General features: G+C 66.5%; 15 protein-coding genes. 5 read left to right on the plus strand and 10 right to left on the minus strand.

Annotated elements, in window-relative coordinates; all coding sequences use genetic code 11:
* Positions 1–61 precede the first annotated feature (61 nt).
* The 3 genes from QPK32_RS15845 to QPK32_RS15855 form a co-directional block, all read right to left on the minus strand.
* Complete coding sequence (locus QPK32_RS15845) at positions 62–1,744, minus strand: alpha-amylase family glycosyl hydrolase (RefSeq protein WP_290413757.1); 1,683 nt, start codon at positions 1,742–1,744, stop codon at positions 62–64.
* A gap of 127 nt (positions 1,745–1,871) precedes the next feature.
* Complete coding sequence (locus tag QPK32_RS15850) at positions 1,872–3,503, minus strand: alpha-D-glucose phosphate-specific phosphoglucomutase (RefSeq protein ID WP_290413758.1); 1,632 nt, start codon at positions 3,501–3,503, stop codon at positions 1,872–1,874.
* A gap of 65 nt (positions 3,504–3,568) precedes the next feature.
* Positions 3,569–4,909 (minus strand): MFS transporter, encoded by a 1,341-nt coding sequence (locus tag QPK32_RS15855; RefSeq protein ID WP_290413884.1) that lies wholly within the window; start codon positions 4,907–4,909, stop codon positions 3,569–3,571.
* A gap of 104 nt (positions 4,910–5,013) precedes the next feature.
* Here QPK32_RS15855 and QPK32_RS15860 point away from each other — a divergent pair, with 104 nt between their 5' ends.
* Entirely contained in the window at positions 5,014–5,469 is a 456-nt protein-coding gene (locus QPK32_RS15860) for a hypothetical protein (protein ID WP_290413759.1), read from the plus strand.
* Here QPK32_RS15860 and QPK32_RS15865 read toward each other — a convergent pair.
* The 3 genes from QPK32_RS15865 to QPK32_RS15875 all read right to left on the minus strand — a co-directional run bounded on the left by QPK32_RS15865 (position 5,454) and on the right by QPK32_RS15875 (position 11,844).
* The gene (locus QPK32_RS15865) at positions 5,454–7,226 is read right to left on the minus strand and encodes a DEAD/DEAH box helicase (RefSeq protein WP_290413760.1); all 1,773 of its coding nucleotides are present in this window, start codon (positions 7,224–7,226) and stop codon (positions 5,454–5,456) included. The genes QPK32_RS15860 and QPK32_RS15865 overlap by 16 nt on opposite strands.
* Before the next feature lie 225 nt (positions 7,227–7,451).
* Complete coding sequence (locus tag QPK32_RS15870) at positions 7,452–8,960, minus strand: tryptophan halogenase family protein (protein WP_290413761.1); 1,509 nt, start codon at positions 8,958–8,960, stop codon at positions 7,452–7,454.
* Positions 8,961–9,036: 76 nt separating this feature from the next.
* Positions 9,037–11,844, minus strand: a complete 2,808-nt coding sequence (locus QPK32_RS15875) for a TonB-dependent receptor (RefSeq protein WP_290413762.1) — start codon at positions 11,842–11,844, stop codon at positions 9,037–9,039.
* Between the two features lie 551 nt (positions 11,845–12,395).
* Here QPK32_RS15875 and QPK32_RS15880 point away from each other — a divergent pair.
* From QPK32_RS15880 to QPK32_RS15890, 3 genes are all read left to right on the plus strand, one after another.
* The gene (locus tag QPK32_RS15880; RefSeq protein ID WP_290413763.1) at positions 12,396–14,294 is read left to right on the plus strand and encodes a glycoside hydrolase family 13 protein; all 1,899 of its coding nucleotides are present in this window, start codon (positions 12,396–12,398) and stop codon (positions 14,292–14,294) included.
* A gap of 82 nt (positions 14,295–14,376) precedes the next feature.
* The gene (locus QPK32_RS15885) at positions 14,377–17,307 is read left to right on the plus strand and encodes an esterase (protein ID WP_290413764.1); all 2,931 of its coding nucleotides are present in this window, start codon (positions 14,377–14,379) and stop codon (positions 17,305–17,307) included.
* A gap of 58 nt (positions 17,308–17,365) precedes the next feature.
* Positions 17,366–18,454: an alpha/beta hydrolase gene (locus tag QPK32_RS15890; protein ID WP_290413765.1), complete on the plus strand. Its 1,089-nt coding sequence runs from the start codon at positions 17,366–17,368 to the stop codon at positions 18,452–18,454.
* A 1-nt stretch (position 18,455) separates the two neighbouring features.
* Here the strand turns inward: QPK32_RS15890 and QPK32_RS15895 are convergent, their stop codons facing one another.
* The 4 genes from QPK32_RS15895 to QPK32_RS15910 form a co-directional block, all read right to left on the minus strand.
* Positions 18,456–20,123 (minus strand): methyl-accepting chemotaxis protein, encoded by a 1,668-nt coding sequence (locus tag QPK32_RS15895; RefSeq protein ID WP_290413766.1) that lies wholly within the window; start codon positions 20,121–20,123, stop codon positions 18,456–18,458.
* A gap of 108 nt (positions 20,124–20,231) precedes the next feature.
* A complete protein-coding gene (locus QPK32_RS15900) occupies positions 20,232–20,804 on the minus strand; it encodes a GNAT family N-acetyltransferase (RefSeq protein WP_374046759.1) in 573 nt (190 codons plus the stop codon).
* Positions 20,758–21,300: a GNAT family N-acetyltransferase gene (locus tag QPK32_RS15905; RefSeq protein ID WP_290413767.1), complete on the minus strand. Its 543-nt coding sequence runs from the start codon at positions 21,298–21,300 to the stop codon at positions 20,758–20,760. The genes QPK32_RS15900 and QPK32_RS15905 overlap by 47 nt, the downstream gene beginning before the upstream one ends.
* 134 nt (positions 21,301–21,434) lie before the next feature.
* Entirely contained in the window at positions 21,435–22,718 is a 1,284-nt protein-coding gene (locus tag QPK32_RS15910) for an amidohydrolase family protein (protein WP_290413768.1), read from the minus strand.
* A gap of 208 nt (positions 22,719–22,926) precedes the next feature.
* Between QPK32_RS15910 and QPK32_RS15915 the strand changes: the two genes are divergently transcribed.
* Positions 22,927–23,844: a phasin family protein gene (locus QPK32_RS15915; RefSeq protein ID WP_290413769.1), complete on the plus strand. Its 918-nt coding sequence runs from the start codon at positions 22,927–22,929 to the stop codon at positions 23,842–23,844.
* The last annotated feature ends 109 nt before the right edge of the window (positions 23,845–23,953 follow it).

The raw sequence follows: 23,953 nt of genomic DNA on the forward strand, positions 1-23,953 counted from the left end.
TAGCTGCTCTTCCTTATTTATCCCGGACAGCAGTGCGCGAAAGCGGGAACGACGTGCATTTTCAGTCCAGCGCGATCAGCGCCACCGTCGCGCGTCCGTCGAACTGCACCTTGCCGTCCTTGACCACGGCCGTCTTGCCCGTGTACCAATCGCGCACGGTGAGGCCGTCGCCGAACACGCCGGCCACGGAGATGGGCACGGCGCGGTCCATCGGCAAGTCCAGCGCCACGACCACGCGGTCGCTGGTGCCGTCCTTGTCGTAGGTGCGCTTGAAGGTGTAGGGGCTGGACGCGATCATCTGGTGCACGCCCGCGCCGACGGCCGGATGGGCGTGGCGGAAGCGCGCCAGGCGCGCCCAGTGGTCGCGCACGTCGGCGGCGCCGTACAGGCCCACGCGCGTGTTGGCTTTCAGCGCATCCCAGTTCATGAAGGAGCGCAGGTTGGCGTCGCCTTCGGCGCCGTCGATCTTGAGCACGCGGGCCGTCTCGTCGCCGTAGTAGACCTGGGCGGCGCCCGGCGCCAGCAGCAGCTTGTTGGCCGACTCCATCGGATGCTGGCGCTGCGCGTCGAACGGGTTGCCGTCATCGTGCGAGTCGACGTAGTTCAAGACAGAGACGCCCTGCAGCGGTCCGTGCAGCGCCTTCGAATAATCGGCGAACAGCTGCTCGTAGCCGCCGCGCGCATCCTGCGGCAGGCTGAAGTTGATCAGGTTGTCGAAGCCGTTGGCATAGAAGTCGACCCTGGTGCCGTCGTCGTAGGCATAGTCGCGGCCGTTCTTCACGGAATACCCATACACCTCGGCGGTCATGAAGAACGGCACGTTGCCCATCTCCTTGACGGCCTGCTTGCCGGCCGGCGTGCGCTTCCAGTCCTCGTAGGCCTGGCCCGCGACCTTGCGCAGCTCCTTCCAGATGCCGGCCTCGGTGTGCTTGACGGTGTCGGCGCGGAAGCCGTCGAAGCCGTACTTGCGCACCCAGTCGGCATGCCATTTCATCAGGTAGTAGCGCGGCGCGCGCGGGTAGCCGGTACGCTTGAAGAAATCGTCCAGCTCCTTCGTCTCGCGCTCGTACCTGCCCTCCTGCTTCCACTTCGCCGCCAGGAACGGCGGCAGCGCCACGGCGGCGTTGCTGTCGGTGCGGATGTCCGGCAGGTTCTTCACCAGCGTGCACTGGATCGTGCCCTTGGCCGTCTTGAAGTCGCACGCGGGTTCGGTACGCACCCAGTCGGCCGGCCAGACGGTGTCCTGCGCGGTGACGGGTCCGGTATGGTTCATCACCACGTCCAGCAGCACGCGGATGCCATGCGCGTGCGCCGTGTCGACCAGTTCGCGCACGTCCTTCTCCGTGCCGAGGTTGGCGTCGACGGCCGTGAAGTCGCGGGCCCAGTAGCCGTGGAAGCCGTAGGACTTGCCCGTGCCTTCGTCGGTCGATCCGTGGATCTGCTCGACCGGCGGGGTGATCCAGATCGCATCGACGCCCAGGTCCGTGAAGTAGCCTTCCTTGATCTTGGCCGTGATGCCGGCCAGGTCGCCGCCCATGAAGCCGCGCGCCGTCGCCGCGTCGGCCTTGCGGCCGTAGGCGAGGTCGTTGGCCGGGTTGCCGTTGTTGAAGCGGTCCGTCAGCAGGAAATAGACGGTCGCGTTCTCCCAGGTGAACGGTTTGCCTTTGACCGGCGCGGGCGCGGGTGCGGCATGGGCGGCGCCGAAGGCGAGCATCAGGGAGACGGCAAGGGCGGAGATCTTCATTCGTGGTCCTGTGTGGATGGTTGAAAAAAGCCACCGTCGTCCCTGCGCAGGCAGGGACCCAATTTCTGCGGATCCGGACGAGAAATTGGGCCCCTGCCTGCGCAGGGGCGACGGCGGTGGATGTGCATTACGTAACCACGCTCGGCTGCTCGCGCCCCGTGCGCTGCTTCAGTTGCGACACCTGCTCGGCGATGTCGATCAGCGGCGCCAGCGCCTCCTGCGTCGCGAGGCCGTGGCGCGATGCGTCGGCCTCGTAGCGCTCCAGGTACAGGCGCACGGTGGCGCCCTCGGTGCCGGTGCCGGACAGGCGCAGCACGATGCGCGAGCCGTCCGTCATCACGATGCGGATGCCCTGGCGGCTCGACACCGACTTGTCGACCGGGTCGGTGTAGGCGAAATCGTCGGCCTGCTGCACGCGGAAGTCGCCGAACTGCCGGCCCGCCAGCGTATCGAGCTGGTCGCGCAGCGCCTGCATCATGGCTTCCGCCGCGCCGGCGTCGACGGCTTCGTAGTCGTGGCGCGAATAATAGTTACGGCCGAAGCGGGCCCAGTGTTCCTCGACGATCTGGTTGACGGACTTGCCGCTCGCGGCCAGCAGGTTCAGCCAGAACAGCACGGCCCACACGCCATCCTTTTCGCGGATGTGGTCGGAGCCCGTGCCGTAGCTCTCTTCGCCGCACAGCGTGGCCAGGCCCGCGTCCAGCAGGTTGCCGAAGTACTTCCAGCCGGTCGGCGTCTCGAAGCAGGACACGCCCAGCGCCGCGGCCACGCGGTCGGCCGCCTGCGACGTCGGCATCGACCGCGCGATGCCCTTGATGCCGGCGCGGTAGCCGGGCGCCACGGTGGCGTTGGCCGCGATGATCGCGAGGCTGTCGGAGGGCGAGACGGCCAGCTTGCGGCCAACGATCATGTTGCGGTCGCCGTCGCCGTCGGAGGCGGCGCCGAAGTCGGGCGCGTCCGGGCCGTCCATCAGCGCGATCAGCTCGGCCGCGTTGACGGGGTTCGGGTCCGGGTGGTGGCCGCCGAAGTCCTCGCGCGGCTCGGCGTTGACGACGGTGCCGGCAGGCGCGCCCAGCATGCCTTCGATGATCGCCTTCGCATACGGGCCGGAGACGGCGCTCATGCCGTCGAAACGCATGGTGAAGCCGCTTGCGAACAGGGCGCGGATGGCGTCGAAGTCGAACAGGCGCCCCATCAGTTCCGCATAGTCGGCGACGGGGTCGATGACCTCGACCTGCATGTCCTCGATGCGGCTGGTGCCGATGGCGTCCAGGTCGACGGGGCCGGCATCGCTGATGCGGTACGAGGACAAGGCCTTGGTGTGCGCGAAGATGGCCTCGGTGATCTTTTCCGGAGCCGGGCCGCCGTTGCCGATGTTGTACTTGATGCCGAAGTCGCCGTCCGGGCCGCCGGGATTGTGGCTGGCCGACAGCACGATGCCGCCGAAGGCGCCGTGCTTGCGGATCACGCAGCTGACGGCTGGCGTGGACAGGATGCCGCCGCGGCCGACCAGGATCTTCGCCACGCCGTGCGCGGCGGCCATGCGCAGGATGGTCTGGATCGCCTGGCGGTTGAAGTAGCGGCCGTCGCCGCCGAGGACCAGCGTGCGGCCGGCGCAATCGCCCAGCGTCAGGAAGATCGCCTCGACGAAGTTCTCCAGGTAGCCGGGCTGCTGGAACTCCGTCACCTTCTTGCGCAGCCCCGAGGTGCCGGGACGCTGGCCGGCGAAAGGCGTGGTCGCTATCGTCTGTATCGTCATGAATCGCTCCTGAATCGTGCTACGTTGGTTTGTTGTCAAACCATTACGATACGACAGGAGCGGATTTAGTGGCGCACCGCGCTTGCGGCCGCGTTGGCCTTGTCCGTCACGGCCAATGTCAATACCGCCGCCAGCAGCATGCAGGCGCCGCCCAGCACCAGCGTCTGCACGGCGTGGCCGCCGAACAGGTGCTTGGTGAAGAAGCCGAGCAGCAGGCCACTGACGATCTGCGGGATCACGACGAAGAAGTTGAACAGGCCCATGTAGTAGCCCATGCGGTTGGCGGGCAGCGCGCCGGCCAGGATCGCGTACGGCATGGTGAGGATGCTGGCCCAGGCGATGCCCACGCCGATCATCGGCAGCATCAGCAGGCCCTTGTCGGTGATGAAGAACAGGCTGGCCAGCGACAGGCCGCCTAGGCCCAAGCACACGGCGTGGCAGGCCTTGCGGCTGGTGGCGCGCGCCAGGATCGGCAGGATGAAGGCGGCCAGCGCCGACACGCCGTTGTAGACGGCGAACATGATGCCGACCATATTGCCCGCTTCCTGGTAGGCGGCCGATTGCGCATCGGTCGTGCCGTAGACATTGTCGGCGATCGCCGTGCCCGTGTAGATCCACAGCGCGAACAGCGCGATCCAGGTGAAGAACTGGACGAACGCGAGCTGCACCATCGTCTTGGGCATCTGCGCGAAGCCGCCGACGATCTCGCGCAGCGCCACGCCGAAGTTGCGTGCCTCCTTCTTCTGCGCGCGGAAGCGCTCCATGTCCGGCGGCGGCAGTTCGTCGGCGGTGAACACGGTCCAGCTGACGGCGGCCAGGAACACCAGCGCGCCGATGTAGAACGAGTAGCGCACGGTGTCGGGAATGCTGCCGTCGACCGGCACGTTCGACACGCCCAGCCACTCGGAGAAGATGGTCGGCAGCAGCGAGGCGATGACGGCGCCGCAGCCGATGAAGAAGGTCTGCATCGCATAGCCGGCCGTCTGCTGCGAGGCGTCGAGCTTGTCGCCGACGAAGGCGCGGAACGGCTCCATCGACACGTTGATCGCGGCGTCCATCATCCACAGCACGGCCACGGCCATCCACACGGCGGCGGAATTGGGCATCAGGAACAGCGCCAGCGCGGCGAAGATCGCGCCGAGGAAGAAGAAGGGACGGCGGCGGCCCCAGGTCGGGTGCCAGGTATTGTCGCTGAGGTAGCCGATCACCGGCTGCACCAGCAGGCCCGTGACGGGCGCGGCGAGCCAGAACAGCGGCAGGTCGTCGGGAGAGGCGCCGAGCGTGGCGAAGATGCGGCTGGTATTGGCGTTCTGCAGCGCGAAGCCGAACTGGATGCCGAAGAAGCCGAAGCTCATGTTCCACAGCTGCCAGAACGACAGGCGCGGCTTGAGCGAGTTGATATTCATTTCCATCCGTGTCCCCTAACCTGCCCGGACTGCTGCCAGGCTAACCATGTAGCAAAGTAACATGGGGGACGGATGAGTGTCAATTCGACACGTACTATATATAAATGGGCGTTACCGACGATTTTGTAGTTAAACAACGTAGGGTGGACGGCTCCGCCGTCCACGCGGTGATCGTTATCGCCCAATTCGCCGAGATCGCAAGCGGAGTCGGACGCGTGGACGGTAAAGCCGTCCACGCGGTGATCGTTATCGCCCAATTCGCCGAGACCGCAAGCGGAGTCGGACGCGTGGACGGTAAAGCCGTCCACGCGGTGATCGGTATCGCCCGACGCGTCGAGACCGCAAGCGGAGTCGGACGCGTGGACGGCAAAGCCGTCCACGCGGTGATCGTTATCGCCCGACGCGTCGAGACCGCAAGCGGAGTCGGACGCGTGGACGGTAAAGCCGTCCACGCGGTGATCGTTATCGCCCGACGCGTCGAGACCGCAAGCGGAGTCGGACGCGTGGACGGCAAAGCCGTCCACCCTACCGCGCAACGCGGCAATCAGCTCTTTTTATAGGGCTTCTTGTCGCCGAAGCGCTTCTTGGCCGCCGGCTTCTTTTCCGGCAGCGGTTCGCCGTCGCGCGTCATCTGCATCTGCTGGCCCGCGACCCACACCTTCTTGAGGTGGTCGATCAGGTCCTGCGGCAGGTCGGCCGGCATGTCCAGCGTGCTGTAGTCGTCGTAGATCTCGATGCGGCCAATCGACTTCGACGCCACGCCACCTTCGTTGGCGATGGCGCCGACGATATTGCCCGGCTTGACGCCGTGGTAGTGGCCCACCTCGATGCGGTAGGTCGCCATGCCCGGCTCCGGATCGCGCTGCACGCGTTCTTTCTTGAAGCCGGGTTCGCGCGGCGCGCGCGGCGGACGGTCGTCGCCGAACGATTCGCGGCCGGCGCGGGCCGGCCGCTCCTCACGTTCCTTCCACTCCGCGACCTTCGGCTCGCGGTCCGGCTTTTCCAGCAGCAGCGGCTCATCGCCCCGGTACAGCTTGGCCAGCGCGGCGGCGATGTCGATCGCCGGCACGTTCTGCTCGCGCTCGTATTCCTCGACCAGCGAGCGGAACACGTCCAGGCCGCCGGCGGCCAGCGTCTGCGCGATCTGTTCCTTGAAGCGGGTGATGCGCACTTCGTTCACGGCCTTGATAGTCGGCAGCGACAGCGGCGCCACCGGCTGGCGCGTGGCGCGCTCGATGGCCTTGAGCAGGCCGCGCTCGCGCGGGGTCACGAACAGGATCGCGTCGCCGCTGCGTCCCGCGCGGCCCGTGCGGCCGATGCGGTGGGTATAGCTTTCCGGGTCCGACGGCACGTCGTAGTTGATCACGTGGCTGATGCGCTCGACGTCCAGGCCGCGCGCGGCGACGTCGGTGGCGACCAGGATGTCGATCTTGCCGTTCTTGAGCTGGTCGATCGTGCGCTCGCGCTGCTGCTGGGCCATGTCGCCGTTGATGGCGGCCGCCGCGAAGCCGCGCGCCTGCAGCTTGGCCGCGAGTTCCTCGGTGCCCAGCTTGGTGCGCGCGAAGATGATCATGCCGTCGAACGGCTCGGCTTCCAGGATGCGGGTCAGCGCATCGAGCTTCTGCATGCCGGCCACGAGCCAGTAGCGCTGGGTGATATTGGTCGCTGTCGTCGTCTTGGCGGCGACCGTTACTTCGCTCGGCTCGTTCAAGTAGGTCTTGGCGATGCGCTTGATCTGCGCCGGCATGGTGGCCGAGAACAGCGCGGTCTGGCGGCCTTCCGGGGTCTGCTGCAGGATGTGCTCGACGTCGTCGATGAAGCCCATGCGCAGCATTTCGTCGGCCTCGTCCAGCACCAGCGTCTTCAGCTGCGACAGGTCGAGCGAGCCCTTCTCGATGTGGTCGATCACGCGGCCCGGCGTGCCCACGACGACCTGCACACCGCGGCGCAGCGCCGACAGCTGCGGGCCGTAGCTCTGGCCGCCGTAGATCGGCAGCACGTGGAAGTTCTTCATGTGCGCCGCATAGCTCTGGAAGGCTTCGGCGACCTGGATCGCCAGCTCGCGCGTGGGCGCCAGCACGAGCACCTGCACGGCCGGGTTCCTGACGTCGACGTTGGACAGCGCCGGCAGGGCGAAGGCCGCGGTCTTGCCGGTACCGGTCTGCGCCTGCCCCAGCACGTCGCGTCCCTCCATCAGCAGCGGAATGGTGGCCGCCTGGATGGGCGACGGGGTTTCGTAGCCGACATCCTTGAGCGCCTTGAGGATGGGCGCGGGGATATTCAGGTCGGCAAACGTCTGGAGCGGGGTGTCAAGCATGGAAAAAAATCTCTTAGAAAATCGAAAGCAAACCTGCAGTTTACTCTGTTGCGGGGCCGAGGCTCCGATTATTTGATTTTCCGCCTGCAGCGCCGTCGTCCCCGCGGAGGCGGGGACCCATGCTGAAGAGCAGGATTCCGGCTCTCTCGAGCGCTGCAGAATGCATTGAGTTACGGATTTCTGGTGCTCAGCATGGGTCCCTGCCTTCGCAGGGACGACGGTTGCTTATTTGCCCGCCTTGGCAATCGCGTCTATGAAATCCCGATGCGACGGCATCACCTCCACGCACTTGCCCACCACCCGCTCGATATTGCCAAGGAAGCCGCCCAGCTCTTCGTCGTCCATCAGCCCCGCCAGCGGATGCGCCGCGCGCGGGCGGATGCCCTGCCCGTGCAACACCTGCTGCCAGCCGATCTCCGTGAACAATTCGTTGTTTTCCCGCACAACGCGGCCGTGGCTGCGGTACAGGGCCATCTTGCGGCGCAGCGTTTCCGGGATCTCCATCGTGCGCACGTGGTCCCAGAAAGGCGTGTCGTCGCGCCGGGTCGCGTGGTAGTGCAGGATGATGAAGTCGCGGATGCGCTCGATCTCGAAGTCGCCCTGGCGGTTGTACTCGTCGATGTCGGCCTGGTCGAAGCCCTGGTCGGGGAACAGGCTCACGAGGCGCTGCAGGCTCGATTGGATCAGGTAGATCGACGTCGATTCCAGCGGCTCCAGGAAACCCGAGGACAGCCCGACGGCCACCACGTTCTTGTTCCAGGTCTTGCGGCGCCGGCCCGCCGTGAAGCGCAGCAGCCTGGGATCGGCCAGCGGCTTGCCGTCCAGGCTCTTCATCAGGATCGATGCCGCCTCGTCGTCGCTCATGTGGCGGCTCGAATACACGTGGCCGTTGCCGGTGCGGTGCTGCAGGCCGATGCGCCACTGCCAGCCGGCCGGGCGCGCGCTGGCGCGGGTGTAGGGCAGCAGGTCGGGCGCCAGTTCGCAGGGCACGGCCCAGGCGCGGTCGCACGGCAGCCAGTGGCTCCAGTCCTCGAAGCCCGTCATGAGGGTCTGCTCGATCAGGAGGCCGCGGAAGCCGGAACAGTCGAGGAACAATTCGCCCCGCACCGCCTCGCCGCCCTGCAGCACGACGGCGTCGATGAAACCGTCCAGCGGCCGGCGGCGCACGTCGACGATCTTGCCTTCGGTGCGCACGACGCCGCGCGCCTCCGCGTACTTGCGCAGGTAGCGCGCGTACAGGCCGGCGTCGAGGTGGAAGGCGTACACGATGTCGGCCAGCGGGGAATTCGCGACCTCGTTGGTCGCCCGCATGAACTTCGATGCCTGCGCCGCCATGCGGTTGATCGAGTAGCGCTCCAGGTCCGGCGCCTGGCCGGCCAGGTGGGCGCGCAGCCAGTACTGGAAGAAGTCGACGGTGCCGCGGTCCTGGCCGAACTTGCCGAAGCCGTGCATGTAGCGCTCGCCGACATGGCCCCAGTCCTCGAACTCGATGCCGAGCTTGAACGTGGCCTTCGTTTCGCGCACGAACTCGTCCTCGTTGATGCCGAGGACGTTGTTGAACAGGCGGATCATCGGGATCGTCGATTCGCCGACGCCGACGGTGGAGATCTCGTCCGACTCGACGAGGCGGATCGCATACTTGTTCTGCAGCAGGCGCGCCAGCGCGGCGGCGGCCATCCAGCCGGCGGTGCCGCCGCCGACGATCACGATGGTCTTGATGGGATGTTCTGTCATGGTCTTCACAGCATACAAAAAAGCCCCTCTTCCCGATACGGGAGAGGGGCTCGTTGTCGGCTCACGCCAACACGGATCAGATCTTGTAGTTCAGACCGATCATCACGGTACGGCCGAAGCGCTTGTCCTCGATGACGTTGTCCTTGGTCTTACGATAGCGCATGTACGGCGCGTCGTTGACGTTGTTCATCTCGAGCAGCAGCGACAGGCCCTTCATCGCGCCGGTCTGGAACTCGTAGCCGAACTGCAGGTCGACGACCTTGTCGCCCTGGAAGTAGGTCAGCTCGCGGTCGCCCGTGTTGTTCGACACTTCGCCGATGAAGTCCGAGCGGTAGCGCTCCGCCGCACGCGCCGAGAAGCCGTTCTTCTCGTAGTACAGGGTCAGGCTGGCGGCGCGCTTGGACAGGCCCGGCAGCATCATCGAACCGGAACCGCCGTTGGTGGTGTCCGGCAGCGACACGGCGCTGCTGTTCTGGGCGACGTTGGCCACCACGCCGAAGCCGTCCAGGTAACGGGTGATCAGGTTGAACGGCATCGACGCCGCCAGTTCCACGCCCTTGATGTTGCCGCCCGAGCCGTTCACCGGCGAGGTATAGATACCGATATTGCTCGGTGCCTGGTACGAGGTCGGCAGCAGCAGCGGGGTGAAGTCGAAGGTACGGCCGGCGTTCACGATATAGGTATCGAGCTTCTTGTAGAACAGCGCGGCGCTGACGTAGGCCTTGTTGTCCCAGTACTTCTCGTACGACAGGTCGAAGGACTTGGCGCGGAAGGGCTTCAGCTGCGGGTTGCCGCCGTCGCCGGTGAACTGGCCGCGGGTCTGGTCGAAGCTGAAGTTGCTCGAGGCGCGCATGTCGTTCAGGTTCGGACGGGCCATGATCTTGGCCACCGACAGGCGCAGCGATTGCTGGTGGCCCAGGTCGCCGATCAGGTTCAGGCTCGGCAGCACGTCGTTGTAGCTGGTGCCGTCCGTGTAGTTGCCGGTCGGACGGGTGTTTTCGTTGGCGCCACCGTTTTCATCCACGGAGAAGGCCGTCGATTCCTGCTGGGTGTGGACCAGCTGCAGGCCCAGGGCGCCGCGCACCGGCATCGGGCCGATCTGCGAATCGATGTTCAGCTTGGCGAACGCGGTCGAGACCTTTTCCTTGACGACCCAGTCCTTGTTGTAGATGTCCGGGTGCAGCTTGGCCTTCAGGTCGTACACCGAATTCAGGTTGGCGATCGGGTCGAAGGTCAGCATGTTGATGCCGCTGGTACCTGCCAGCGCGGCGCCGGAACCCGACGGGAAGGCCGCGGAGGCGAACGGGCTGGTGCTGCCCTTGATCGACAGCAGGTTCTCCGTGTAGTCGCGGGTCTTCGAGCGGTTGGTGACGTTGGCGCCGAAGTTGACCTTGCTGAACACGCCCCACAGGTTGTCGAGGTCGCGGGTCAGGTCGAAGCGCACGGCGCCCAGCTTGTCGTAATTATGCGGGAACTTGACGTAGCCGGCCTGGATGTCGGCGCCGCCCCAGCCCTGCGGGTCGGTCAGGCGGACCGATGCCGGATCGGCGTAGTTCACGGCGGTGGTGAAGGCCTGGCTGCCGGCCGCGAAGCCGACCGTGTCGAAGCCGGTGCCGCTGCCGTAGGTCTCGATATTGGTGCCGACGCGTTCGGCCGAGTTGAACGACAGGTCCAGGTTCGCGGTCCAGTCCTGGTTCAGCTTCAGCTTGTTGTTCCAGCCGATCGACTTCGAGGTGTCGCTGAAGCTGACGGCGTCGTTGCGCAGCACGGCGCGCACGTTGTTGAACTGGCCCGAGGTGACGGTATTGCCCGACAGCGTCGCATTGATCAGGCGGCCCGGCTGGTCGTAGGCGTTGTTGGTCGCATCCGACAGCGGCAGCTGGATGCCGTGGGTGCGGGTGTCGCGGTCGTACTTCGAATAGAACAGGTCGACCGTGCTGGAGAAGTCGCGGCTCGGACGGTACTGGATCACGCCCATCAGGCCGTTGCGTTCCTGCGCATAGGTCTCGGTGAACGCCTCCATGCCGGTGTACGGGATGTTGACGGTCTGGCCGTTGTAGGTGGTGGTGCCGTTGCCCCACGAGCCGAAGCGCGTGGTGTTGCCGCTGATGCCCTGCAGGCGCGCGAAGCCGAAGGCGATGCCGACCTGGCGGTTCGCGAACTGGTCGATGTACGAGAAGGTGGTGCGATTGCCGTGGCCATGCGAATCCATGCCCAGGCCGCTCTTTTCGCGGCGGTAGTTGAATGCCACGGTGCGCTTGTTGAAGTCCAGCGGGCGCACGGTCTGCATGTCGATGGTGCCCGACAGGCCCTGGCCGACCAGGCCGGCGTCCGGGGTCTTGTACACGGTCACGCCGGACAGCATCTCGCCCGGGTACTGGTCGAATTCGACGTTGCGGTTGTCGCCCACGGACACCTGCTCGCGGCCGTTCAACAGGCCCGTCGAGAAGGCCGGGGACATGCCGCGGATCGAGATCACGGACGCGTTGCCGTGTTCGTCGCGCTGGGCGGTCAGGCCCGGCAGGCGCGAGATCGATTCGGCGATCGACTGGTCCGGCAGCTTGCCGATGTCTTCGGCGGAAATCGCCTCGACGATGGAGTCGTTGTTCTTCTTGACCGAGATGGCCGCCTCGATGCCGCGGCGGATGCCGGTCACCTTGACGGTCTGCACGCCGCTATTGGCGGCGCCGCTGGCGGCTGCGGCCTGGGTATTGGCGTTGGTCGTGTTGGCCGGCGTGTCGGTGGTGGTTTCCTGCGCGTAGGCGGCGTGGCTCGCCAAAGCGATGAAGACGGCGCAACCGGCTGCGACCGGGCTGAGTTGGAAGGCGGTGCGGGTGCGGGCCGGCACGGAGCCCGCCGAGCGCTTGCTAGCGAAAAGGTTCATGTGTCCCCTCAAAATCGTACAGAACTGCGTTTTTTTGTCCCGAAACGTTTGCCCTAGAGCCAACAACACGGGAGCCAGATGCAAACGTTCTATTGGACGTTCTGTCAAGGATTCTGTACTAAAACTAGATGCACTGTCAACGTGACTTACTTTGGACTACTTGAATGTAGGGTTTTTACGTAAAACTCACAAAATACCACGGTTTTTCGTTGTATTCCGGCTACAAACTGGACATACAGACACTGTAGTCGTACTACAAGCCCCTTGCTAAGCACCAATTTTGTTCGTTTTTGCACGATTTTGGTGCGAAAACACGTAGTAGATTTACGGAACGGATGCGCAATTCGGTAAATCCCTTGCCTTATGCCATCACGTCAGCGTAGGAAAACTAGAAGCACGGTTGTACGCTTGCGTTGTCGACCTATCGAGCCTGTAGTATTCTCCAGGAAATAATAGAAAAAGGGCATCTTTCCAGCCCGAATTTCACGCTGCATCGAATGTAGTTAGGCTACGTCGACGCATCCGCCCGCCTTACTGGAGACACCGACCGCATGAACAAGACCCTTGCCACCCTCCTGATCGGCAGCGCCTTCCTGGCCGCCGGCGCCCACGCCCAGACCCCGGCCACCGCCCCTGCCGCTGCCGAATCCGCCGCCGCCCCCACCGTCATCGACCACATGGACCCGCCGTTCTGGTGGGCGGGCATGCACGACAAGCGCCTGCAGCTGATGGTGCACGGCCGCGCCATCGCTGACCTGGAACCGTCCATCGACTATCCCGGCGTGCGCATCGCGCAGGTGACGCGGGTGGCCAGCCGCAACTACCTGTTCATCGACCTGGAACTCTCGCCCACGGTCAAGCCGGGCAGCTTCGTCATCGACCTGCGCGGCCAGGGTCCCGACGCGGGCCGCGGCACCAGCTATGCCTACCGCCTGCTGCCGCGCGAAGCCGGTTCCGCGCAGCGCCAGGGCTTCGACACCAAGGACGCGATCTACCAGGTGATGCCGGACCGCTTCGCCAACGGCGATCCGAAGAACGACAGCATCGACGGCCTGCCCGACAAGCTCGATCGCAAGCTGGGCCACGGCCGCCACGGCGGCGACATCCAGGGCATGATCGACCACCTCGACTACATCGCCGGCCTGGGCTTCACCCAGCTGTGGCCCACGCCGCTGGTCGAGAACGACATGAAGGCCGCGTCCTACCACGGCTACGCCGCCACGAACCACTACCGGATCGATCCGCGCTACGGCAGCAACGAGGACTACCTGCGCCTGTCGCGCGCGGCGAAGCAGCACGGCATCGGCCTGATCCAGGACGTGGTGCTGTCGCATATCGGCTTGAACCACTGGTGGATGAAGGACTTGCCGACGCCGGACTGGGTCAACCACGGCAAGTTCGTGCCGACCATGCACCACCGCACCGCCGTGCAGGACCCGTACGCATCCCGCGAAGACGCCGAGAACTTCACCACCGGCTGGTTCGCGCCAACGATGCCGGACATGAACCAGACGAATCCGCTGGTGGCCAACTACCTCATCCAGAACAATATCTGGTGGATCGAGTACGCCGGCCTGTCGGGCCTGCGCATCGACACCTTCGGCTATTCCGACGGCGCCTTCCTCGGCGAATTCACGAAGCGCCTGATGGCCGAATACCCGAACCTGAACATGGTCGGCGAGGAGTGGAGCAAGCTGCCGGCCGTCGTCTCGCACTGGCAGCGCGGCAAGGTCAACTTCGACGGCTACGTGAGCCACATGCCCAGCCTGATGGACTTCCCGCTGACCGAGGCGATGCGCGACGCCCTCGCCGACCGGAAGGGAGAGAACATCTTCGGCAACGTCTACGAGACGCTGTCGCTGGACTATCTGTATCCGGACCCCCAGCGCCTGGTGCTGTTCGAGGGCAACCACGACATGGCGCGCATCTACAGCGTCGTGAACGAGGACTACGACCGCTACAAGATGGACATCGTGTTCCTGATGACGATGCCGCGCATCCCGCACTTCTATACGGGCGACGAAATCCTGATGACGAGCGAGACCAAGGTCCGCGACGACAACAGCTACCGCCACGACTTCCCGGGCGGCTGGGCCGGCGACCGCATCGACGCCTTCACGGGCAAGGGCCTGGGCAAGCGCGAGAAGGAAGCGCAGGACTTCGTGCGCAAGCTCGTCAACTGGCGCAAGAACACCCCGCTGATCCACCACGGGAAGCTGATGCACTACGGCCCCGAGCAGAATACCTATGTGTACTTCCGCTATGACGGCACGAAGAAGGTGATGGTGGCCATGAACGCGAACAAGAAGGACGTGACGCTGAAGGCGGAGCGCTTCCGCGAAATGCTGGCGGGCGTGGCGTCCGGCACCGACGTCCTGACCGGCAAGACTTTCAATTTGAAGGACGAGATCAAGCTGCCGGCCGGCTCTGTCGTCATCCTCGACATCTGATCGTAGGGTGGGCACCACGTGCCCACCGCAACGCCAACACACCGCAAACGTTCTGGTAGGCACGTGGTGCCCACCCTACGCCATGAAAACATCCCTCATCGCACTCGCCCTCTTCTCCCAATCCATCGCCGCCGTCGCCGCGGCTGCCGCCGAAGCGCCGCCGCTGCGCTACGACATCTACGTGCGCGGCGCCTTCAACGGCTGGGGCACCGACAACGTCCTCGCCTACAAGGGCAAGGGGGTCTACGAGACCGACATCCTCGTCAGCCCCGGCAACCACGCCTTCAAGATCGGCAGCAAGGACTGGAACGCGGAATGGGTCGCCGATCCAGCGGCCACCGTGACGGTGGCGCTCGGCAAGGCGTATCTGCTCGCGACGGAAGCCGGTCCCGAGGACTACCTGTTCAGCAAGCAGACGGCGACCTACCGCTTCCGCGTCGACGTCTCCGACCCCGGCAAGCCCGTGCTGAGCGTGACGCGCATCGAGACGCCGGCGCAGGGCCCGGCCGCCGATCCGCACCAGGGCGCGGCGGTGGAGGAATCGCTCGTGTTTCCGACCTGGGACGGCAAACAGGAAACGGCGCGATTCTCGACCAGGCAAGCGCAGGCGGGCCTGCGCACCTATGCGCATTCGACCACGATGCAGCTGCGCGACCCCGGCCCGCAAACCCGCAGCTACCGAGAGGATGCGTCGCTGCCTTATGTACGCAGCGGGAACCTGGCCTTCGACGCGCTGTTCGCGCTGGCCGGGCGCGAGATGAAGGAAGACTCGGTCAAGGAGATCCGCGACGGCAACTACAACGGCAATGCCGCGATTCCCTGCGACTGCTTCGAGACGGGAGAAAAATGGCATTACGTGTGGACGCGCGACCTGTCCTACGCCGTCGACCTGGGCCTGGGCATGCTCGACCCGCAGCGCTCCCGCAACTCGCTCGACTTCAAGCTGTCCGGCTGGCGCGCGGGCGTGCCGAAGGCGCCGCAGGTGGCGAGCAGCGGCGGCGGCCTGCAGAGCGTCCAGATCGTACAAGATACGGGCAGCGGCGGCAGCTGGCCCGTCAGCACCGACCGCATCACCTGGGCCTTCGCGGCCGAGGAAGTGCTGAAGAACCTGGCCCCGCGGGAGCGCGAGGCCTTCGCAGCGCGTGCGCTGGAAGCGCTCACCAACACCATCGAGAACGACCGCATCGCCGCCTTCGACAAGGTGTCCGGCCTGTACACGGGCGAGGAATCCTTCCTGGACTGGCGCGACCAGAGCTACGCCAGCTGGATCCCGTCCGACCTGTCCTCGATGGCCAGCGCCAAGGCGTTGTCGACCAACGCCGGCCACTACAAGGCCTTGCGCCTGGCCGCGGACCTGGCACGCGAGGCGCGCGACAAGGACAAGGCCGCGCGCTACGAAACCTGGGCCGCGCAACTGAAGCGCGCCATCAACGAACGTTTGTGGCTGGACGACGCCGGCATGTACAGCAGCCTCACGGCCGCCCACCTCGACGGCGCCCCGCTGCACAAATTCGACTGGCTCGGCCAGTCGCTGGCCATCGTCACGGGCATCGCCGATGCGGACCAGGCCCGGCGCATCCTGGCCAGCTACCCGCACGGCCCGATGGGCGCGCCCGTGATCTGGCCGCAGCAATACGACATGCCGGTCTACCACAACCGCGCGATGTGGCCGTTCGTCACGGGCTACGGCCTGCGCGCGGCGATCATGGGCCGCAACGCGGCGGTGGCCGATGCCGCCTACGATTCGCTGGTGCGCGGCGCGGCCTTGAACATGTCGAACATGGAAAACCTCGAGTGGCTGTCCGGCCAGTCCGTGCTGCTGGACGAAGCGCATCCGAACCTGATCGGCCCGGTGATCAATTCGCGCCGCCAGCTGTGGTCCGTGGGCGCCTACATCGGCATGGTGGTGCGCGACGTGTTCGGCGTCTCGACCACGGCGACCGGCATCGAGGTCGCGCCCTTCGTGACCGAGAAGCTGCGCGCCGGCGTGTTCAAGGACACCGACCGCGCCAGCCTGGCCAATCTGCGGCTGCAGGGCCGCGCATTGACCGTGACGCTTCGGCTGCCGCCGGCCGCCCCCGCCGGGACGAACGGCTACTACGACGTCGAACGCATCCTCGTCGACGGCAAGCCGGCATCGAAGACGCTCTCCTGGGACCAGCTGAAGGACGGCAGCCGCATCGAGGTCGTGCTGGGCAAGCTGGTGACGAGCAGCCCTGCCATCCGCCGCGTGGACGCGAACCCGTACGAGGAGACGCCGGCCGTGTTCGGCCCGCGCGAGCCGCGGATCGCCGCCGTCGCGCGCAGCGGCAAGGACAACACCGTCGTCATCGGTGCGGCCGCGGGCCCCGCCGCCACCTACAACCTGTACCGCGACGGCAGGCTGGTGGCATCCAGGCTGGCGCCCGGCAGCTGGACCGACCGCGGCGCACCCGCCACCGCCTGCTACGCCGCCGAAGCCGTGTTCGCCGCGTCGAACAACTACAGCCACCATGGCATGCCGCGCTGCGTCGATGCCGGCGTGTCGATCGCCGCGACGGACAAGCGCGTGTCCGCGAGCGTGCCGCTGGCCGGACCGAACGCGCGCTTCGCCGAGCCGCACCTGGCCGGCTGGGGCAAGCCGGACGACCGCTTCGTCGTGAACGACGTGCGCGTGGACGGCGACGGAGACTATGCCATCCAGGTCCGCTATCACAACGGCGCCAACCAGGTGAACCTGGGCATCAGCGGTGGCGTAAAATGGCTGGCGCTCGAGGATGCATCGGGCCAGGCCGTCGCCGGCGGCGTGATCCAGCTGCCGCATGCGCGCATCGACAAGGCGAATACGCCCACCGTGTATTCGACCCCGTTGACGGCGCGCCTGAAGGCGGGCCAGGCCTACCGCATCCGGATGAGCGACTTCTACAACATGAGCTACCTGCAGAGCAACAGCACGTTCAGCGCGGCCGGCGGCGTCGAGGGTCCATCCAACCGCTTCGACATCTACGGGGTGCGCCTGCTGAAGACACGCTGAACAGCGACACACTGAAGCCGGCGTGCCGCCCTGCAGGCAACAAGCGGGAATACGAACGATGAAGCTGTTTACCAAGGGCCTGGCGGCGCTGGCCGCCGGCCTGCTGATGGCCGGCGCCGATGCCGGCGCCACCACCGTGCGCGTGCACTACGCGGCGGGCAAGGAAGGCATCCGCATCCGCGCCGACAAGGGCGCGGCCGGCTGGTCCAAGGGCGTCGCCGCGACGCCGTCCGATGCGCCCCTGAACGTCTGGACCTATACCTGGCCGGACGCGCTGGGCGAGATCGCCATGAAGCCGACGCTGGGCGAGGACAAGGTCTCGATCGGCGGCGTCTACAAGCTGGCGCCCGGCGCCACGGTCGACATCTACCCGTTCTTCGGCGCGCCGTTCGGCAAGGTGAGCATCGTGAAGGACTTCGCCTCGCCGCAGCTGAACAACAAGCGCAGCCTGCGCATCTACCTGCCGCCCAGCTACGAGGAAAACCCGGCCAAGCGCTACCCGGTGCTGTACATGCAGGACGGCCAGAACCTGTTCGACGCGAAGACGGCGGCGTTCGGCGTCGAATGGCGCGTCGACGAGACGATCAACCGCCTGGTCGCCACCGGCGTGATGGACGAGGTGATCGTGGTCGGCATCGACGCCACGGCCGACCGCATCCCCGAATACACGCCCTGCTGCGATCCGAAATACGGCGGCGGGCGGATCAACGCCTACGACACCTTCGTGACGGCGACGGTGAAGCCCTTCGTCGACCGCAACTACCGCACCCTGCCCGGCAAGGACGGCACCGCCATCCTCGGCTCCTCGCTCGGCGGCCTGGCCGCGGTGCTCATCGCCCAGCGCCACCCGGACCTGTTCGGGCAGGCGGGTGCCATGTCCGGTTCGTTCTGGTGGAACGACGGCGCGCCGAGCAGCAAGCCGGCGAACAAGGTGCCCGTGCGCTTCTACCTCGACGCCGGCACCCGAGACGACGGCGTGGCCGACACGCTCAAGATGCGCGACGCCATGCTGGGCAAGGGCTACAAGGAAGGCGCGGACCTGATGTTCCATTCCGCCGAAGGGGCGCGCCACGACGAGAAATCGTGGTCGGAACGGGTGGACAAGCCGCTGGCGTGGTTCTTCCCCTGGGGCGCCAGCAAGCAGTGACCTAGAAGGTTTCCCACTCGCGGGCCTCGGACGGCGCGCGCACCGCCAGGCGCGGCGCGGCGGCGCGCGCTACCGGCGCCGCCACCGCATCGGTACGGTCCCCCGCCAGCTTGAACACGCCGACCGCGTCGGCCAGCGCCATCGCCTGCTGCTGCAGGGCGTCGGCCGCGGCGGCGGCTTCCTCGACCAGCGCCGAGTTCTGCTGGACCACCGTGTCCATCTGCCCCATGGTCTCGTTGATCTGGATGATGCCGTCGCTCTGGCGCACGGCGTGGTCCGTGATCTCGGCGATGATGGACGCCACGCGGCGCACGCTGGCCACCACGTCTTCCATCGTGCTGCCCGCTTCGCCCACGAGGCGGCTGCCCGCCTGCACCTTGTCGACCGAGTCGCCGATCAGCGTCTTGATTTCCTTCGCCGCTGCGGCCGAGCGCTGGGCCAGCGTGCGCACTTCGCTGGCCACGACGGCGAAGCCGCGGCCCTGCTCCCCCGCGCGCGCCGCTTCCACGGCGGCATTCAGGGCGAGGATATTGGTCTGGAACGCGATGCCGTCGATGACGCCGATGATGTCGACGATCTTGCGCGACGAGGCATCGATCTCGCCCATCGTGCCGACCACCTGCGCGACCGCGACGCCGCCGCGCTCGGCCACGCCGGACGCCTCTTCGGCCATCCGTCGTGCTTCGCCGGCGCTGTCCCGGCTCTGGCGCACGATCGACGTCAGCTGCTCCATCGACGCCGCCGTTTCCTCCACCGAGCTGGCCTGCTCCTCGGTGCGCGCCGCCAGGTCCTGGTTGCCCTGGGCGATTTCGCTGGTGGCCACCGAGATCGTGTCGGTGCCGCTGCGCACGCGCGCGACGATGCCCGCCAGGCTGTCCTGCATGTGGCGCAGCGACGCCAGCAGCATGCCGACTTCGTCCTTGCGGTCGACCACGATCGGATGCGACAGGTCGCCCGCCGCGACGGTGCCGGCGATCGCCACCGCTTGGTGGATCGGACGGGTGATGCTGCGCGCCAGCCACAGCGTGATGGCGGCGGCAACCGCGAGCACGCTCAGGAAGGTGGCGATGGCCAGCCTGCGCTCCGCCTGCTCGGCTTCCTGCTTTTCCTGCTTCATGGTGGCGATGGTGGCGTGCGCATGGTCCAGGATGGTGGCGACGATGCCGTCGATCTTCGCGGTCGGCGCGCGGTCCATGCCCTTGACCTGGGCATCGAGGCGCTGGTAGCTGGCCGGGTCGGCGGCGTCCCAGGTCTTCAGCGCGGCCAGGTAGCGTTCGTTCAGTTCGCGCAGCGCGGACTGGGCATCCCCGACCTTCTCGGACGGCACGCCGAGCTTGCCCAGCTGGCCTTCCAGTTCCCCCAGCTTGGCCAGCGTGGCGCTGCCGCTCTTGCCGAAGGCATCCCGGTACTTCGCCAGCGCGGCCGGATCGCTGCCGCGTACGAGGATGTTTTTCCATTCCTGCACCTGGATCTTGAATTCGACCTGGGCGGCGCGGGCCGTGTCGGCGGCAAGGGCCAGCGCCTCGACCTTGTCCAGCGCGGCGGACGCGCGCGCATTGGCTTCCCCGAGCGCGTACCAGGCATTCAGGCTGACGATCAGCAGCGCGCACAGGAACAAGCCGCCGAGCAAGCCCAGGCGGGTGGAAATCTTGAGGTTCACGAGTTTCATGGCCGCTATTTGCCGAATTTGATGAGATAGCAGAATAATGACCAAGGACAACTAGATCCGCCAGCGCAATCGCTGTAAAGATGCTGAACTGTTTGTTTACGGCAACGTTTAACCGGCAGGATTAAAATCGATGCTATACAAATTGACACCGTTGTCGCCCGGTACCAGATGCATGAAGCGCTCGAAGCGCATGCCGAGCTTGCCCAGCAGCCCGTTTGACGCGGCGTTCCCCGGCGTCGTGATCGCCAGCACGCGCGGCAGTCCCAGCGTCGGTGCCAGCGCCAGCACGGCGGATGCCGCCTCGAACGCATAGCCCTGGCCACGATGGGCTTCCAGGAAGGCATAGCCGAGATCGACCCCGGGCAGCGTGTCGCGCTTGATCAGGCCGCAGGTGCCGATCGGCGTACCGCAGGCGCGCAGCGTCACCACATAGCTCGAATGGCCGCGCGCGCGCTGCATCGTAATGGGGCCTTCGGCCAGCATGCGCCGCGCATCGTCCAGCGTGCGCGCGCCGCGGTCGCCGATCTGCGCGAGGAAGCCCGGGTCGTTCAGCAGCGCGAGGAAGAACGGGGCGTCGTCCAGCGTGGCCGTACGCAGGCGCAGGCGGTCGGTGGACAGGATCTCGCGCCTTCCGTCATGCCTCGTCCTGCCCCTCCTCGGCCAGCTCCCACCGCGCCGGATCTTCCAGCAGCTTGTACATCACATAGGCGTCTACATAGCCCAGGCGGCGGTGGCGATACGCCTTGGGCAGCGTGCCGACGATGGAAAAGCCGAGGCGCTTCCACAGGTGGATGGCCGGCGTGTTGGTGCTGACCACGTAGTTGAACTGCATCGCCAGGTAGCCCTGGCGGCGCGCCTCCTCGAGGCTGTGCTCCGCGAGCAGGCGCCCGATCCCGACGCCCTGGGCGTTCGGACTGACCATATAGGACGCGTTGGCGACATGGCTGCCGCGCGCCAGCTGGTTCGGCACCAGCTTGTACATGCCCAGCACGCGTTCGCGGCCCTTCACGGCCACGAACGTCATGGCCGGCGCGCCGAACCAGTAGTCGTAGCATGCCTCGCGGTCCATGTCCGGGCCGTGGGGAAAGGTCTCTCCGGCGGCGACGTGCGTCTGGAAGATGCCGCAGATGGCGTGGAAATCGTCTTCGGTAGCGGGGCGGATCTGGATGTCGTTCACGTGCGGAACCTGCTTTGCGTGTTTCGAAAGCGCTCGATTCTAAACCGGGTTCGGCGGCACGAGCGCCTTTCCAAAGAGACTTTTTCGTAAATATTTCTGTGGAATAAAAGCAGGAAAGAAAACCTGCCTGACGGCTATTCCTGAGTCCGGTTCAAGCGGAAATCGACCGTCTCCGGCCGCCCGGGCAGGCGCAGCGCGGCGCGCGCCGGCGGCGCCTCGCTGATCGCCTGGCCGCGGCGCAGCACCAGGCGCCGCGCGGCGCGCAGGCGGATCGCCTCGACCGGACTGCCCGCGTCGAGCCACACCAGGTCGGCCTTGCAGCCGGGCGCGATGCCATAGCCTTGCAGGCCCAGGATGCGCGCGGGCGTGCTCGTCACCGCCTCGAAGCATTGCAGCATGCCGGCCTGCCCCGTCATCTGCGCCACGTGCAGGCCCATGTGCGCCACTTCCAGCATGTCCCCGGAACCGAGGCCGTACCACGGGTCCATCACGCAGTCGTGGCCGAAGGCGACGGGCACGCCGGCCGCCAGCAGTTCCGGCACGCGGGTCATGCCGCGCCGCTTCGGATAGGTGTCGTGGCGGCCCTGCAGCGTGATGTTGATGAGCGGGTTGGCGATGGCCGCCACGCCCGCTTCCGCGATCAGCGGCAGCAGCTTGCTGACGTAGTAGTTGTCCATCGAATGCATCGAGGTCAGGTGCGAGCCCGTCACGCGCCCCTGCAGGCCAAGGCGCAGGGTTTCCGCCGCCAGCGTCTCGATGTGGCGCGACAGCGGGTCGTCGCTCTCGTCGCAATGCATGTCGACCATCAGCCCCTGCTGGGCCGCGTACTCGCACAGCAGGCGCACCGATTCCGCGCCCTGCGCCATGGTGCGCTCGAAGTGCGGGATGCCGCCGACGACGTCCACGCCCATCGCGATCGCCCGCTTCAGGTTGTCGAAGGCGCCGGGACTGCGCAGCAGGCCGTCCTGGGGAAAGGCGACCAGCTGCAGGTCGATGTACGGCGCCACGCGGCGCTTGACGTCGAGCAGCGCCTCGACGGCTAGCAGGCGTTCGTCGCACACGTCGACGTGGGTGCGGATCGCCAGCAGGCCGCGCGCGGCGGCCCAGTCGCAGTACTGCAGCGCGCGCGCCACCAGGGCGTCCTGCGCCAGCTGCGGCTTCAGTTCGCCCCACAGCGCGATCCCTTCCAGCAGCGTGCCGGAGGCGTTTACGCGCGGCAGGCCGTAGCTGAGGGTGGCGTCCATGTGGAAATGGGCGTCGACGAAGGGCGTGCTGACCAGGTCGCCGCCCACGTCGATCTCGCGCCCGGCCTGTACCTGCAGCGCGGGGCCGACCGCGGCGATGGTGTCGCCGTCGATGGCGATGTCGATGTCGCGGCGGCCGTCGGCCAGCGTGGCGTTGCGGATGACGAGGTCCATGCATGCTCCGTGTGATGCGCTTGTCGCAAGATTAACACGCGATGCATGGAATGTTGCGTTGTCAATGATCTAGATCAGTAGCCAATGCTGCGACGCAAGATTTCCTTGCAAAAACAACATAGAATTTCCTTTTCAACCCAAATGAACACCCTTACACTCTTTGCTATTGCAGTGCGTCATAACCCGAACTGAAAGACAAGGAACTCAGATGACTTTACTCTCCGAACAGTTGTCCGCCGTCCGCAAGTCCCAGTGGGAGGCCCAGCTCGACGTGTTCCGTGCGCTGAGCAATCGTGCGCTGGACAGTACCGAGCAGTTGATCGCGCTCAACATGAACACGTCCCGCAAGTCGATGGAACAGGCGGCCGGCACCTTCCGGCAGATGCTCGACGCGCGCGATCCGCGCGACCTGCTGGCCCTCGGCGCGGCGGCGCAGGGCCAGTGGCAGCAGCTGTTCAGCTACGGCCGCGAACTGCTGGGCATTGCCACCGGCACCCGCGTGCAGTCCTGGAGCACCGTATGGACCAGCCAGCCGCTGCCCGCGCCGGCGCCGCCCCTGCCCCGCTTGGCCGCGCCGCAGGTGCTGGAACAGGCGGCCATCGCCGCCGACGACGCGACCACCGTCGTGAGCGACATCGCGGCCGCCGCGACCGAATCGGGCGGCGCGCTGGCCGAGGCGACGCTGGACGCCGGCCAGCAGGCCGTCGCCCGGGCGACCGCCGACGCGGACCAGCCGCAGCAGCCGGCTGTCGCGGCCGATGAGCCCACCGAGCTGGAAGCGGAAAAGACGAACGAGGCGCCTTCCGAGCAACCTGCCACCGAGGCCGACGACGCCGGCGCCACGGTCGACGGCGCACCGTCGATCGTGACGAAGGAAGCGGCAGCCGACCCGATCGACGCCGTCATCGCCGAGGAGGCGCCGCCGGCCAAGGCCAAGCCGCTGGCGCGCGCCTTGAGCAAGGTGGCGCCGAAACCGCTTGCCGCCGAGCACCCGATCGCCTCGACCGTGCCGCTGGAAGCGAACGGCCACGTCGCGCTGCCGCTCGTCACGCCGGTGGAGAGCACGCCGCCGCTGCACGTGCCCGCGCAGGAGGGCAAGCCGGCGCGCGCGGCGCGCAAGAAATAAGCCATCGCGGCGGGCGCCGCCGCTTGCATCGCTCCATTGCCTCTGCAAAGGACGGTCAAAAATAGTACATTAGCGGGCCTCGGCCCGCCTGCTGTTCCATTCCTTCGAA

Origin of the sequence: Massilia sp. YIM B02763, assembly GCF_030412015.1 — a bacterium.
In the GTDB taxonomy this organism is placed as follows: Bacteria; Pseudomonadota; Gammaproteobacteria; order Burkholderiales; family Burkholderiaceae_D; genus Telluria.

Bases quoted from the DNA above. Each gene is read 5' to 3' on its own strand.
- QPK32_RS15845 (WP_290413757.1), bottom strand. From the start codon at position 1,744: ATGAAGATCTCCGCCCTTGCCGTCTCCCTGATGCTCGCCTTCGGCGCC.
- QPK32_RS15850 (WP_290413758.1), bottom strand. From the start codon at position 3,503: ATGACGATACAGACGATAGCGACCACGCCTTTCGCCGGCCAGCGTCCC.
- QPK32_RS15855 (WP_290413884.1), bottom strand. From the start codon at position 4,909: ATGAATATCAACTCGCTCAAGCCGCGCCTGTCGTTCTGGCAGCTGTGG.
- QPK32_RS15860 (WP_290413759.1), top strand. From the start codon at position 5,014: ATGGGCGTTACCGACGATTTTGTAGTTAAACAACGTAGGGTGGACGGC.
- QPK32_RS15865 (WP_290413760.1), bottom strand. From the start codon at position 7,226: ATGCTTGACACCCCGCTCCAGACGTTTGCCGACCTGAATATCCCCGCG.
- QPK32_RS15870 (WP_290413761.1), bottom strand. From the start codon at position 8,960: ATGACAGAACATCCCATCAAGACCATCGTGATCGTCGGCGGCGGCACC.
- QPK32_RS15875 (WP_290413762.1), bottom strand. From the start codon at position 11,844: ATGAACCTTTTCGCTAGCAAGCGCTCGGCGGGCTCCGTGCCGGCCCGC.
- QPK32_RS15880 (WP_290413763.1), top strand. From the start codon at position 12,396: ATGAACAAGACCCTTGCCACCCTCCTGATCGGCAGCGCCTTCCTGGCC.
- QPK32_RS15885 (WP_290413764.1), top strand. From the start codon at position 14,377: ATGAAAACATCCCTCATCGCACTCGCCCTCTTCTCCCAATCCATCGCC.
- QPK32_RS15890 (WP_290413765.1), top strand. From the start codon at position 17,366: ATGAAGCTGTTTACCAAGGGCCTGGCGGCGCTGGCCGCCGGCCTGCTG.
- QPK32_RS15895 (WP_290413766.1), bottom strand. From the start codon at position 20,123: ATGAAACTCGTGAACCTCAAGATTTCCACCCGCCTGGGCTTGCTCGGC.
- QPK32_RS15910 (WP_290413768.1), bottom strand. From the start codon at position 22,718: ATGGACCTCGTCATCCGCAACGCCACGCTGGCCGACGGCCGCCGCGAC.
- QPK32_RS15915 (WP_290413769.1), top strand. From the start codon at position 22,927: ATGACTTTACTCTCCGAACAGTTGTCCGCCGTCCGCAAGTCCCAGTGG.